Below are 13,209 nucleotides of genomic sequence, written 5' to 3' on the forward strand. Positions count from 1 at the left end.
GGATCCCGCGGATCCAATGGCTTGCGAAAGGCGAGGCGTACGATGAGCAAAGAAGTACTGCTGGTTGTTGAGTCGGTATCCAATGAAAAGGGTGTACCGGCAAGCGTAATTTTTGAAGCGCTGGAGCTGGCTCTGGCCACTGCTACCAAAAAGCGTTTTGAAGACGAAGTGGACCTGCGTGTGGAAATCAACCGCCACACCGGTTCTTACGAAACCTTCCGTCGCTGGACGGTCGTCGAAGAGAATGATCTCGACGATCCGGCCATCGAGACCTGGCCAAGCAAGGTTGCCGAAACGCATCCTGGTGCCAAGGTCGGTGACGTCGTCGAAGAGAAAATCGAATCCATCGAGTTCGGCCGCATCGCTGCACAGACTGCCAAGCAGGTCATCGTGCAGAAAGTTCGCGAAGCCGAGCGCGCTCAAGTGGTCGACGCCTATCGCGAGCGCCTGGGAGAAATCATCTCCGGCACCGTGAAAAAAGTTACCCGCGACAACGTGATCGTCGATCTGGGCAACAATGCTGAAGCATTGCTGGCCCGTGAAGACATCATTTCTCGCGAAACCTTCCGTGTCGGCGTGCGTCTGCGTGCGCTGCTCAAGGAAATCCGCACCGAGAACCGCGGCCCGCAGCTGATCCTGTCGCGTACCGCGCCGGAAATGCTGATCGAGCTGTTCCGTATCGAAGTGCCGGAAATCGCCGAAGGCCTCATCGAGGTCATGGCAGCCTCCCGTGATCCGGGTTCGCGTGCCAAGATCGCCGTCCGTTCCAAGGACAAGCGCATCGACCCGCAAGGTGCCTGCATCGGTATGCGCGGTTCGCGCGTTCAGGCGGTATCGGGTGAGTTGGGCGGTGAGCGTGTTGATATCGTGCTGTGGGACGACAACCCGGCCCAGTTCGTGATCAACGCCATGTCCCCGGCCGAGGTTGCGGCAATTATCGTTGACGAAGATGCCCATGCCATGGACATCGCCGTTGGCGCAGACAATCTGGCTCAGGCCATCGGTCGCGGTGGTCAGAACGTGCGTCTGGCCAGCCAGTTGACTGGCTGGACCCTGAACGTGATGACCGAATCGGACATCCAGGCTAAGCAGCAAGCAGAAACCGGCGACATCCTGCGCAACTTCATCGACGAGCTGGAAGTCGACGAAGAACTGGCTCAGGTGCTGGTAGATGAAGGCTTCACCAGCCTGGAAGAGATTGCCTACGTACCGGTGGAGGAAATGCTCAACATCGACGGCTTTGACGAGGACATCGTCAACGAGCTTCGTGCTCGCGCCAAGGATCGCTTGTTGACCAAAGCCATCGCTACTGAGGAAAAGCTGGCAGACGCCCATCCGGCCGAAGACCTGCTCTCGCTTGAGGGTATGGACAAGGATTTGGCGATGGAACTGGCGGTGCGCGGCGTAATTACCCGCGAAGACCTGGCCGAGCAGTCTATTGACGACCTGCTCGACATCGACGGCATTGACGATGATCGTGCCGGCAAGTTGATCATGGCCGCCCGAGCCCACTGGTTCGAGTAATTAGGCGCGGCCTGAGGAGAGAAGTGCATGACGCAAGTCACGGTGAAACAACTGGCCGATGAGGTCAAAACACCGGTAGAGCGCCTGTTGCAGCAGATGCGTGAGGCAGGTCTGCCGCACACCGCCGCCGACGAAAATGTGACTGACAGTGAGAAGCAATCCCTGCTGACTCACTTGAAGAGCAGTCACAAGGCGAAAGTGGAAGAACCACGCAAGATCACGCTGCAGCGTAAAACCACCAGCACCCTGCGTGTGGCTGGTAGCAAGAGCATCAGCGTTGAAGTTCGCAAGAAGAAAGTTTTCGTACAGCGCAGCCCGGAAGAAATCGAAGCCGAGCGCAAGCGTGAACTGGATGAGCGTCGCGCAGTAGAAAATGCTGCCCGTCAGAAGGCTGAAGAAGAAGCCAAGCAGCGCGCCGAAGAAGAAGCGCGTCGCCAGCCTGCTGCTGCGCAAACCGCTGCCAGCGACGCCGTTGCGGCACCGGCTGCTGCCGAACCTGTTCGCGAAAGCGCACCGGTGGCTGCTGCTCCTGCTCCATCGGCTGACGTTCGCAACAAGCAGAACGAACAGCGCCGTCCGGACAAGCCACGTGCCGACGATAACAATCGTCGCAGCGGTGGCGGTGATGGCGAGCGCAAAAACGCTCCGCATCGCGCATCGGTCAAAGAAAAAGCCCCGGCACCACGTGTGGCGCCACGCACTACCGACGAAGAAAGCGATGGCTTCCGTCGTGGTGGTCGCGGCAAGGCCAAGCTGAAGAAGCGCAACGCCCACGGTTTCCAGAGCCCTACCGGCCCTGTCGTGCGTGATGTGCAGATCGGCGAGACCATCACGGTTGGCGATCTGGCCAATCAGATGTCGGTCAAAGCGGCTGAAATCATCAAGTTCATGTTCAAACTGGGTACCCCAGCGACCATCAACCAGGTGCTTGATCAGGAAACTGCTCAACTGGTAGCCGAAGAACTGGGCCACAAAGTGACCCTGGTCAGCGACACCGCTCTGGAAGATTCCCTGGCCGAGTCCCTGAAGTTTGAAGGTGAGTCGTTCTCCCGTGCACCAGTCGTGACCGTAATGGGCCACGTTGACCACGGTAAGACTTCCCTGCTCGACTACATCCGTCGTGCCAAGGTAGCTGCTGGCGAAGCCGGCGGTATCACCCAGCACATCGGTGCATACCACGTTGAGACTGATCGCGGCATGGTCACTTTCCTCGACACCCCGGGTCACGCTGCGTTTACCGCAATGCGTGCCCGTGGTGCCAAGGCGACCGACATCGTGATCCTCGTGGTTGCAGCGGACGACGGCGTGATGCCGCAAACCATCGAAGCGGTTCAGCATGCTCAGGCAGCTGGCGTGCCGCTGGTGGTAGCAGTGAACAAGATCGACAAGCCGGGCGCTGATCTCGATCGCATCCGCAGCGAACTGTCGGTTCACGGCGTGACTTCCGAAGACTGGGGTGGCGACACACCATTCGTTCCGGTTTCGGCGAAGATGGGTACTGGCGTGGACGAGCTGCTTGAAGCCGTTCTGCTGCAGGCCGAAGTTCTCGAACTGAAAGCTACACCGTCGGCTCCTGGCCGTGGTGTGGTGGTTGAATCGCGTCTCGACAAGGGTCGTGGCCCGGTGGCAACCGTGCTGGTTCAGGACGGTACGCTGCGTCAAGGCGACATGGTCCTGGTCGGTTCGAACTACGGCCGTGTACGTGCCATGCTCGACGAGAACGGCAAGCCGATCAAGGAAGCCGGTCCATCCATCCCTGTCGAGATCCTCGGCCTGGACGGTACCCCGGACGCTGGCGACGAGATGAGCGTGGTTGCCGACGAGAAGAAAGCCCGTGAAGTGGCTCTGTTCCGTCAAGGCAAGTTCCGCGAAGTCAAACTGGCTCGCGCTCACGCCGGCAAGCTGGAAAACATCTTCGAAAACATGGGTCAGGCCGAGAAGAAGACGCTCAACATCGTCCTCAAATCCGACGTCCGTGGTTCGCTGGAAGCGTTGAACGGTGCCTTGAATGGCCTGGGCAACGACGAAGTACAAGTGCGCGTCGTGGGTGGCGGTGTCGGTGGTATCACCGAATCCGACGCCAACCTGGCACTGGCTTCCAACGCTGTACTGTTCGGCTTCAACGTGCGTGCCGATGCCGGCGCTCGCAAGATCGTCGAGCAGGAAGGTCTGGATATGCGTTACTACAACGTGATCTACGACATCATCGAAGACGTCAAGAAAGCCCTGACCGGCATGCTCGGCAGCGATGTTCGCGAGAACATCCTGGGTGTGGCCGAAGTGCGTGACGTGTTCCGTTCGCCGAAGTTTGGCGCGATCGCCGGTTGCATGGTGATCGAAGGTGTGGTGCACCGTAACCGTCCGATCCGTGTACTGCGTGAAGACATCGTTATCTTCGAAGGCGAGCTGGAATCCCTGCGCCGCTTCAAGGATGACGCTTCCGAAGTACGTGCCGGCATGGAATGCGGTATCGGCGTGAAGAGCTACAACGACGTCAAAGTCGGCGACAAGATCGAAGTCTTCGAGAAGGTTCAGGTTGCTCGCAGCCTCTGACTCGCGCACTTCAAGGGCCACGATGGGCCGTCGCATGCAAATGCACGGCACAGCGTCCGGACTCTAAACGCAACGCCCGGTCTGGCTTTTGTCAGGCCGGGCGTTTGCCGCTTTCAGACCTTGCGGGTTTCACCGCTGGGCAGTAACAGGTAACAAATCATGGCAAAAGAATACAGCCGTACCCAACGTATCGGCGATCAGATGCAGCGCGAGCTGGCGCAACTGATCCGTCGCGAAGTCAAAGACCCGCGCGTCGGCCTGGTCACCATCACCGCTGTGGAAGTGTCCCGTGACGTCGGTCACGCGAAGATTTTCATCACCGTGATGGGGCAGGACAACGCTGAAGACATCGCGCAAAGCATCAAGGTGCTCAATGCCGCCGCAGGCTTCCTGCGCATGCAATTGGCCCGCGAAATGAAGCTGCGCAGCGTGCCGCAACTGCACTTCCACTACGACGAATCCGTCGTGCGTGGCGCGCACCTGTCGGCGCTGATTGAGCGCGCCGTCGCTGAAGACAATCAGCACGTTGCCGCTCCAGCACCTGAAGACACCAAGGAGTAATTCGGTGGCTCAGGTCAAACGTATCCGTCGTAACGTCAGCGGCATCATTCTGCTCGACAAGCCGTTGGGGTTCACCTCCAACGCTGCCTTGCAGAAAGTGCGCTGGCTGCTCAATGCCGAGAAGGCCGGACACACCGGCAGCCTTGACCCGTTGGCCACCGGCGTGTTGCCGCTGTGCTTCGGCGAGGCGACCAAGTTCTCGCAATACCTGCTCGATTCCGACAAGGGCTATGAGACCCTGGCGCAACTGGGCAAGACCACCACCACGGCCGATGCCGAAGGTGAGGTTTTGCAGGAGCGTCCGGTGACCGTTGGTCGCGCCGATGTCGAGGCGGTTCTGCCGAAATTTCGTGGGCAAATCAGTCAGATACCGCCGATGTACTCGGCACTCAAGCGTGATGGCCAGCCGCTGTACAAACTGGCACGTGCAGGCGAAGTAGTGGAGCGCGAACCGCGTTCTGTTACTATTGCGCGCTTGGAATTGCTGGCCTTCGAAGGCGATACTGCGCGGCTTGCGGTGGACTGCAGCAAGGGCACCTATATTCGCACCCTGGTGGAGGATATCGGTGAGCAACTCGGTTGTGGTGCGTACGTCGCAGAATTGCGTCGGACCCAGGCCGGGCCTTTCACCCTGGCGCAGACCGTGACCCTCGAAGAGCTGGAAGCGGTACATGCCGAAGGCGGCAACGAAGCGGTCGATCGCTTCCTGATGCCATCGGACAGCGGCCTGCAGGATTGGCCGCTGCTGCATTTCTCGGAAGCGAGTGCGTTCTACTGGCTCAACGGCCAGCCGGTACGTGCCCCGGATGCACCGAAGTTCGGCATGGTACGAGTACAGGATCACAATGGTCGCTTCATCGGTATCGGTGAAGTGAGCGAAGACGGGCGCATCGCGCCGCGTCGCTTGATTCGGTCAGAATGACCGGAACCGGTCTGCGTTAAGCGGGCCGGCGAGTGTGGCTGTTAACAGGCATGGTCACTACTCATTTATAGATACAGGGATTTGTCCCTGGCCTGTTGAAGCTGTTTCCCTGAAACAGTTTCCTGATAAGGAAGGATTGCCTCATGGCTCTCGACGTTCAAGAAAAAGCTCAAATCGTTGCTGACTACCAGCAAGCTGTTGGTGACACTGGTTCGCCAGAAGTGCAGGTTGCACTGCTGACCGCCAACATCAACAAACTGCAAGGTCACTTCAAGGCCAACGGTAAAGATCACCACTCCCGTCGTGGTCTGATCCGCATGGTTAACCAGCGTCGCAAGCTGCTGGACTACCTGAAAGGCAAGGACGTAAGCCGGTACGCCGCGCTGATCGCTCGCCTGGGTCTGCGTCGCTAATCAGCGATTGCGCTATGAGGTTGGTGGTCTGTCGGGCGTCAGCGGTTTTCCGCTGGCGTCTTGCAGGCTCCCAGCCTCAAGTTTTATCTGCAGCATGGCTTTACCTGTAGCACCCGGACAATTGCCATCGGGCCGATTCCCGAGATTGCCCAAGAATTCGCAAGAAACCGTTTCCCCCAAGAGCCACAAAGAAGGTAGGACACCGTGAACCCGGTAATCAAAAAATTCCAGTTCGGTCAATCGACCGTTACCCTCGAGACAGGCCGTATCGCCCGTCAGGCCTCCGGCGCAGTATTGGTCACCGTTGACGACGACGTCAGCGTGTTGGTGACTGTTGTCGGTGCAAAGCAAGCCGATCCGGGCAAGGGTTTCTTCCCTCTGTCCGTGCACTACCAGGAAAAGACTTACGCCGCCGGTAAGATCCCTGGCGGTTTCTTCAAGCGTGAAGGCCGTCCTTCCGAGAAAGAAACCCTGACTTCCCGACTGATCGACCGTCCGATCCGTCCGCTGTTCCCAGAAGGCTTCATGAACGAAGTGCAGGTTGTCTGCACCGTCGTTTCCACCAGCAAGAAGACCGATCCGGACATCGCTGCGATGATCGGTACCTCGGCTGCCCTGGCCATCTCCGGCATTCCATTCGACGGCCCGATCGGCGCCGCTCGCGTGGCTTTCCACGAAAGCACCGGCTACCTGCTGAACCCGACTTACGAGCAGCAGGCCGCTTCGAGCCTGGACATGGTCGTTGCCGGTACTTCCGACGCCGTGCTGATGGTTGAATCGGAAGCCAAAGAGCTGACCGAAGACCAGATGCTGGGCGCGGTACTGTTCGCTCACGACGAATTCCAGGTTGTGATCAACGCTGTGAAGGAACTGGCTGCCGAAGCCGCCAAGCCAACCTGGAACTGGGCTCCTGCGCCAGAAGCCACCGAACTGCTGGGCGCTATCCGTGCCGAGTTCGGCGAAGCGATCTCCCAGGCTTACACCATCACCATCAAGGCCGACCGTTACGCTCGCCTGGGTGAGCTGAAGGACCAAGTGGTCGCCAAGCTGTCCGGTGAGGAAGGCCAGCCAAGCGCTGCTGAAGTCAAAGCAGCCTTCGGCGAAATCGAATACCGCACCGTTCGCGAAAACATCGTTAACGGCAAGCCACGTATCGACGGTCGCGACACCAAGACTGTACGTCCGCTGAACATCGAAGTCGGCGTCCTGCCGAAGACTCACGGTTCGGCTCTGTTCACCCGTGGCGAGACCCAGGCACTGGTTGTTGCAACACTGGGCACCGCCCGTGACGCGCAACTGCTGGACACCCTGGAAGGCGAAAAGAAAGACCCGTTCATGCTGCACTACAACTTCCCGCCGTTCTCGGTAGGCGAGTGTGGTCGCATGGGTGGCGCCGGTCGTCGCGAAATCGGTCACGGCCGTCTGGCCCGTCGTTCGGTTTCGGCCATGCTGCCAGCCGCTGACGTGTTCCCGTACACCATCCGCGTGGTATCGGAAATCACCGAATCCAACGGTTCGAGCTCGATGGCTTCCGTGTGCGGTGCTTCCCTGGCACTGATGGACGCTGGTGTACCGATGAAGGCACCGGTAGCCGGTATCGCCATGGGTCTGGTTAAAGAAGGCGAGAAGTTCGCCGTCCTGACCGACATCCTCGGCGACGAAGATCACCTGGGCGACATGGACTTCAAGGTAGCCGGTACCGCCAAAGGCGTTACTGCGCTGCAGATGGACATCAAGATCAAGGGCATCACCGAAGAGATCATGGAAATCGCTCTGGGCCAGGCCCTCGAAGCGCGCCTGAACATCCTCGGCCAGATGAACCAGATCATTGGCCAGTCGCGTACCGAGCTGTCGGCCAACGCTCCGACCATGATCGCGATGAAGATCGACACCGACAAGATCCGTGACGTTATCGGTAAAGGTGGCGCGACCATCCGTGCGATCTGCGAAGAAACCAAGGCTTCGATCGACATCGAAGACGACGGTTCGATCAAGATCTTCGGCGAAACCAAAGATGCCGCAGAAGCTGCTCGTCAGCGCGTTCTGAGCATCACGGCAGAAGCCGAGATCGGCAAGATCTACGTCGGCAAGGTTGAGCGCATCGTCGACTTCGGCGCATTCGTCAACATCCTGCCGGGCAAGGACGGTCTGGTGCACATCTCGATGCTGAGCGACGCTCGCGTTGAGAAAGTGACCGACATCCTGAAAGAAGGCCAGGAAGTGGAAGTGCTGGTACTGGACGTGGACAACCGCGGCCGTATCAAGCTGTCCATCAAAGACGTGGCAGCTGCCAAGGCTTCGGGCGTTTAATCACCCCCAACGCTTTAGCGCAATGAAGATGCCCCCGCCGTGCAAACGGCGGGGGTATTTTTTTATCTGAAATAAAGAAATTGTAGTTCTCAAAAGAAAACCATCAGACAACCCACAAGTTTGCCGCAGCTCGAGACCGGTGCTAGGTTTAGCCCACCGCCCGTGTAGCTCAGCCGGTAGAGCAGCGCACTCGTAACGCGAAGGTCGCAGGTTCGATTCCTGTCTCGGGCAAAAAATTTTCGCCTTCGGTTTTATGCGTGGTGTTGGAGGTATTCGTTCAGTGCTTGACGTGTCAGATCATTCAACGACACATTTTGACGGGTTGCCGCCAGAGCCGCTGCTAAATGCAGATCGTGACCTATGCGAACATTGAACGATCCTTTGCATGGGATTTCAGGCTTCTGCCCGAGCTGCTGACAGGTTTGTAAATAGTCATCTACCGCCTCGCGAAAGGCTGCTTCCAGTTCAGCCACCGTTTGTCCTTCATAATTAACCAGCGCCCTGATGAAAAGGAGTTTTCCGAACAGGCACTTATCTTCCGTGCTCGCCTCGATAGAGCCAACATAGCCTTTGTAGTGCAGCTGGGAACTCATGGAATCAGGCCTCCTGTTTTCAGTTGCTCGATAATCTGGCGTCTTGCGTATGTTTTGATTTCATTTCCGGGATGTGGCTTGTGCAGGTTGATCATTGCGCTCGGATTCCCGTTGTCGAATTTGATCCTGCTACCGGATCCTTCCAGCTGAGAGTAACCAAGACGCGCCAACAGAGTGACAAGCTCGGACCATGTGAATGCGCTTTGGCCGTTGACAAGTTTGGCGAGAAGTTTTTCAGTCTTTGACATGCTGGCCTATGATTGCAACTGAATATAGTTGCCTGTTTTTGGGCGGTCAATGTGAAGGTTTCGTTCGCCTTGACCTCAAAGGCGATGGCGAGGATTTATACGCAGTGAATTTCGCGCATGGAAACCGGAAACTGTAACCAAGCGCATACCACCCTTCATTTCATTCCCCCGGTTGCACTGGCTTGCGTCTCTGTTAGGATTCCTTCGTACCAGACAAGCAAGCACCGTTGTTTTCATATGATCCACGAATGGTCCTGAAGGCCAGGAAAAACCGAGCTTCCAATGGCTTCCTGCGTCAGAGAGATCCTTGATGATCCAGATCCATCCTCCATTCCTAAGATCAGCGAGAACCCCATGACTGAATTGACCCAAGAGCAACGCCACGAACAAGCGCTGGAAAAATACCTTCTGGATGTGCCGGACCTGAAGGATGAGATCAAGGACCTGAGTCCCGATGATCAAAAAGACCAGATCCAGTGGGCCTTCGAAGACGAAGCCGAAGCGCAGGGCTTGCAGCCGTGGGAGCTGACGCTCAAGTACACGAGCTCGCCGGAAGAGTTCGAGGCGCAGCGCCTCGTGCTGCACAAGGAAGCGGCGGAAGTCTTGGGTGTCGAGTGGGAAGAGTACTGCGAGATGAACAATCTCGTCGTTTAAAAGCAGCTACAAGTTTTAAGCTGCAAGCTACAAGTAAAAGCACAATCGCTCAGCTTGTAGCTTGTAGCTTGTAGCTTGTAGCTTGTAGCTCAGAGACTCAGTCGCATCGACAGATCCACCGCTTTGACATCCTTGGTCATCGCGCCAATCGAGATGTAATCCACGCCCGTTTCGGCGATCGGCAGCAGCGTGCTTTCGTTGATGCCGCCGCTGGCTTCCAGTTTCGCCTTGCCGGCGGTCAGGCGTACCGCTTCGCGCATGTCATCCAGGCTCAGTTCGTCGAGCATGATGATGTCGGCGCCGGCTTCCAGCGCTTGCTGCAACTCCTCAAGACTTTCCACTTCAATCTCCACCGGTTTGCCCGGGGCGATCTTGTGTGCGGCGGCCACGGCTTCGGCGATGCCACCACTGGCGGCGATGTGGTTTTCCTTGATCAGGAAGGCATCGTAGAGACCGATCCGGTGGTTGTGACAGCCGCCGCAGGTCACTGCGTATTTCTGCGCCATCCGCAAGCCCGGCAAGGTTTTGCGCGTGTCGAGCAACTTGACCTGCGTCTCGCCGACGAAGTCCGCCAGGTACTGCGCGCGCGTCGCTACGCCGGACAGCAACTGCAAGAAGTTCAGCGCGCTGCGTTCCCCCGTCAGCAGTGAGCGAGCCGGGCCTTCCAGGTGAAACAGCGGCTGATTGGCTTTGACCCGCTGGCCGTCGACCACTTGCCAATGCACCGCCACGCGCGGATCGAGCTGGCGAAACACCGCATCGACCCACGCGGTGCCGCAGATGACGGCGTCGTCACGGGTGATGATGGTGGCTTTGGCCAGGCGTTCGGCCGGGATCAGTTGCGCGGTGATGTCGCCGCTGCCGACGTCTTCGAGCAACGCACGGCGCACGTTGTTTTCGATTTCGGCGGTCAGATCGGCGAGACGTAGATTCGGCATAACGGACTCCACAAACAAAGTGGTTCGATTATAGGGGCAGGGCGCGAGCCAACCCAAGGCGAGAACGTTCGTGCCTGACGCATCTGGTCGATTTTCCTGCGCTGAGTGCGAGAGGCATGGTGTATAGGGGAAACCCTGAGGCCTATAGCATCGCTGGCCTCTTTTGCCAGATAATCCGCCTTGTATTTGACGTCATGGCTTTGACGAACGAGTCCAGTTGGGCAGTGTCAAAGCGACGAACCGAATCACCGTTCCAGGAGGCTTGGATGCGCAACGACGGGAAAGTGGTGCCTTTGCACCGGGCGACTGCCGATCTGGCGGACCACTCGCCGCTTGCCCGCTTGCCGGTGATTCTGCTGCAGGTTCGCGACAAGGCTGCCCAGCAGCTGCGCCACGATTTGCAGGAGCTGTTCGATAACGCCGACGACACGCTGTTCGAAATGGCCGACCGGGCGCGCAACGATGTCGATCAGAACATCTTTTTCGAAGCCATGCGCGATCTGCGCCTCAAGCGCAAGAACATCGAGCGCGGCTTTCTTGAACTGTTCTTTGAGGCTTTCGCCGGCCTTACCCAATACGACCCCGCCGCCAACACCCTGCCACGCACGCCGGTGGTCGAAGAGTCGGCGCCGCGCACCGATGCCATGGAGCGCACCGTGGCCGTGCAGGCCATGGTCAGCCGTGTGCTCAAGCGCGACGGCTTCGCTCTCGACCAACTGACCGCACGCTTCAGCTCGATGCTCGGCAAGCGTCTGGACGATCAGCACAATCCGCTGAGTCCGGCGATGCTCTGCGAATATTTCCTGCAGGCCGGACGTAACCTCGGCGTCGAGATCAAGGTCAAGCTGATCCTGCTCAAGTTGTTCGAACGCTATGTGCTGGCTGACACCGAGCAGTTGTATGGCGAGGCCAATCAGCTGTTGCTCGCCACCGGCGTGTTGCCACATCTGAAGCCCGCCGTGGCTCGTCGCATGGTCGAGCCTGCGGACAGCGACACATTGATTGAAGATCTCGACGAGCCGCCAGCGGACGAAGGCATCGAGGAAGTGTTCGCCGCGATGCAGCAATTGCTCGCCCAGGTCCGCGGCCGCGTCACACCGACCCTGGAGCCCGGCGCACCGGCGCATCCGATCAACACCCGCGACCTGCTGCGGTTGTTGTCGCACTTGCAGCAATACGTACCGGCGCTGGAGGCTCAGGAAGATTTCGATCTGCGTCATCAGCTCGAACAGTTGCTGACCCGGGTCAGCGTCAGAAGCGGCAGGTCCCGCGTTGTCGCGACTGCCGACGAAGATGTGATCAACCTGATCGCCATGGTTTTCGACTGCATCCTCGACGATCGCAATGTGCCCGATGCGCTCAAGGCGCTGATCGGCCGATTGCAGATTCCGATGCTCAAGGTTGCGGTGCTGGACAAGAGTTTCTTCAGCCGCAGCACGCACCCGGCGCGGCGCCTGCTCAACGAAATCGCCGAGGCCGCAATGGGCTGGAGCGATTGCGACGGCGCTGAGCGCGACAACCTCTATGTGCGCATCGAGCAAGTGGTACAGCGCTTGCTCAGCGAGTTTGTCGACGACCCGGCGATCTTCTCCGAACTGCTCGCCGACTTCCTCGCCTTCACTCAGGAAGAACGTCGTCGCACTGAACTGCTGGAACAACGCTTGCGGGACGCCGAGGAAGGCCGGGCGAAGGCCGAGCTGGCTCAGCGGCGTGTCGCGCGGGCGTTGCAACAGGCGCTACTGGGCAAAGTGCTGCCGGCGACGGTAGTGAGTTTCGTCCAGCAGGCCTGGAGCAAAGTGCTGTTGCTGACCTGCCTCAAGCATGGCGATCAGTCTGCCGAATGGCACGCCGACGTGCAGACCATGGAACAGTTGGTCTGGAGCGTGCAGCGCCACGACGACGGCGAATCCAGCCTGCGCCTGCTGGCACTGGTCCCGGGGTTGCTCAAGTCACTGCGCGATGGCCTGAGCAGTACCGCGTTCGACCCGTTTGCCACCAGCGAATTTTTCAGCGAACTGGAGGCTCTGCACGTACGCGTGCTGGAGCGTTCCGACGATGCCGAGCACAGCGTTACGCCGCTGATCGAAGTCACGCCCGAGGTCTTGCAGCACAGCGCCGGCCAGGCAACAGCCACCCCGGCGCCGCGCCTGGCGCAAGACGCTGCCGGTCTGTCTCAGGTCGAGCAGTTGCGTGTGGGCCACTGGGTGGTGTTCGACGCAGACGACGAACAGACCTTGCGTTGCAAACTCGCCGCGATCATCGAAGAGACCGGCAAATATGTCTTCGTCGACCGCACCGGGACGAAAGTGCTGGAGCACAGCCGCACCGACCTCGCCTTGGCTTTCAGCCGTGGCGCCGCGCGCGCACTGGATGACACCTTGCTGTTCGACCGCGCACTGGAATCGGTGCTGGGCGACCTGCGGCGACTCAATCGCGGCAAGTGATCGCGCGGTGAGGGCGGATCGCGGCATACTGGGCGCCCACATGGTCGGC

The 13,209-nt window shown here is 58.9% G+C and carries 11 protein-coding genes and 1 tRNA gene; 9 read left to right on the plus strand and 3 right to left on the minus strand.

The window, feature by feature from the left end; translation table 11 throughout:
* The first annotated feature begins 42 nt into the window (after window positions 1-42).
* From nusA to ASG55_RS00345, 7 genes are all read left to right on the plus strand, one after another.
* Window positions 43-1,524 carry a transcription termination factor NusA gene (gene nusA, locus ASG55_RS00315; RefSeq protein ID WP_024011569.1) on the plus strand — a complete coding sequence of 494 codons (1,482 nt, stop codon included), beginning with the start codon at window positions 43-45 and terminating at the stop codon, window positions 1,522-1,524.
* A 27-nt stretch (window positions 1,525-1,551) separates the two neighbouring features.
* Window positions 1,552-4,077 (plus strand): translation initiation factor IF-2, encoded by a 2,526-nt coding sequence (infB, locus tag ASG55_RS00320; protein ID WP_041477933.1) that lies wholly within the window; start codon window positions 1,552-1,554, stop codon window positions 4,075-4,077.
* Window positions 4,078-4,236: 159 nt separating this feature from the next.
* Window positions 4,237-4,638, plus strand: a complete 402-nt coding sequence (gene rbfA, locus ASG55_RS00325; RefSeq protein WP_016771753.1) for a 30S ribosome-binding factor RbfA — start codon at window positions 4,237-4,239, stop codon at window positions 4,636-4,638.
* 4 nt (window positions 4,639-4,642) lie between these two features.
* The gene (gene truB / locus ASG55_RS00330; RefSeq protein WP_024011571.1) at window positions 4,643-5,560 is read left to right on the plus strand and encodes a tRNA pseudouridine(55) synthase TruB; all 918 of its coding nucleotides are present in this window, start codon (window positions 4,643-4,645) and stop codon (window positions 5,558-5,560) included.
* Between the two features lie 143 nt (window positions 5,561-5,703).
* Complete coding sequence (rpsO, locus tag ASG55_RS00335; RefSeq protein ID WP_016771751.1) at window positions 5,704-5,973, plus strand: 30S ribosomal protein S15; 270 nt, start codon at window positions 5,704-5,706, stop codon at window positions 5,971-5,973.
* Between the two features lie 204 nt (window positions 5,974-6,177).
* Complete coding sequence (pnp, locus tag ASG55_RS00340) at window positions 6,178-8,283, plus strand: polyribonucleotide nucleotidyltransferase (RefSeq protein ID WP_024011572.1); 2,106 nt, start codon at window positions 6,178-6,180, stop codon at window positions 8,281-8,283.
* 158 nt (window positions 8,284-8,441) lie between these two features.
* Window positions 8,442-8,514 (plus strand) — tRNA-Thr (locus ASG55_RS00345).
* Window positions 8,515-8,534: 20 nt separating this feature from the next.
* Here the strand turns inward: ASG55_RS00345 and ASG55_RS00350 are convergent.
* Window positions 8,535-8,876 (minus strand): type II toxin-antitoxin system HicB family antitoxin, encoded by a 342-nt coding sequence (locus ASG55_RS00350; RefSeq protein ID WP_056782875.1) that lies wholly within the window; start codon window positions 8,874-8,876, stop codon window positions 8,535-8,537.
* Entirely contained in the window at window positions 8,873-9,124 is a 252-nt protein-coding gene (locus tag ASG55_RS00355; RefSeq protein WP_056782877.1) for a type II toxin-antitoxin system HicA family toxin, read from the minus strand. Before ASG55_RS00355 ends, ASG55_RS00350 begins: the two co-directional genes overlap by 4 nt.
* Before the next feature lie 354 nt (window positions 9,125-9,478).
* Between ASG55_RS00355 and ASG55_RS00360 the strand changes: the two genes are divergently transcribed.
* Window positions 9,479-9,778: a DUF6388 family protein gene (locus ASG55_RS00360; protein WP_041477935.1), complete on the plus strand. Its 300-nt coding sequence runs from the start codon at window positions 9,479-9,481 to the stop codon at window positions 9,776-9,778.
* 89 nt (window positions 9,779-9,867) lie between these two features.
* Here ASG55_RS00360 and nadC read toward each other — a convergent pair whose 3' ends face one another.
* Window positions 9,868-10,716: a carboxylating nicotinate-nucleotide diphosphorylase gene (nadC, locus tag ASG55_RS00365; RefSeq protein WP_056782879.1), complete on the minus strand. Its 849-nt coding sequence runs from the start codon at window positions 10,714-10,716 to the stop codon at window positions 9,868-9,870.
* 266 nt (window positions 10,717-10,982) lie between these two features.
* Between nadC and ASG55_RS00370 the strand changes: the two genes are divergently transcribed.
* Complete coding sequence (locus ASG55_RS00370) at window positions 10,983-13,160, plus strand: DUF1631 domain-containing protein (RefSeq protein WP_056782881.1); 2,178 nt, start codon at window positions 10,983-10,985, stop codon at window positions 13,158-13,160.
* Window positions 13,161-13,209: the final 49 nt, after the last annotated feature.

It is taken from the genome of Pseudomonas sp. Leaf434, from assembly GCF_001425545.1.
In the GTDB taxonomy this organism is placed as follows: domain Bacteria; phylum Pseudomonadota; class Gammaproteobacteria; order Pseudomonadales; family Pseudomonadaceae; genus Aquipseudomonas; species Aquipseudomonas siliginis.

Coding starts and splice junctions, on each gene's coding strand:
- nusA (WP_024011569.1), top strand. CDS start 43: ATGAGCAAAGAAGTACTGCTGGTTGTTGAGTCGGTATCCAATGAAAAG.
- infB (WP_041477933.1), top strand. CDS start 1,552: ATGACGCAAGTCACGGTGAAACAACTGGCCGATGAGGTCAAAACACCG.
- rbfA (WP_016771753.1), top strand. CDS start 4,237: ATGGCAAAAGAATACAGCCGTACCCAACGTATCGGCGATCAGATGCAG.
- rpsO (WP_016771751.1), top strand. CDS start 5,704: ATGGCTCTCGACGTTCAAGAAAAAGCTCAAATCGTTGCTGACTACCAG.
- ASG55_RS00350 (WP_056782875.1), bottom strand. CDS start 8,876: ATGAGTTCCCAGCTGCACTACAAAGGCTATGTTGGCTCTATCGAGGCG.
- ASG55_RS00355 (WP_056782877.1), bottom strand. CDS start 9,124: ATGTCAAAGACTGAAAAACTTCTCGCCAAACTTGTCAACGGCCAAAGC.
- ASG55_RS00360 (WP_041477935.1), top strand. CDS start 9,479: ATGACTGAATTGACCCAAGAGCAACGCCACGAACAAGCGCTGGAAAAA.
- nadC (WP_056782879.1), bottom strand. CDS start 10,716: ATGCCGAATCTACGTCTCGCCGATCTGACCGCCGAAATCGAAAACAAC.
- ASG55_RS00370 (WP_056782881.1), top strand. CDS start 10,983: ATGCGCAACGACGGGAAAGTGGTGCCTTTGCACCGGGCGACTGCCGAT.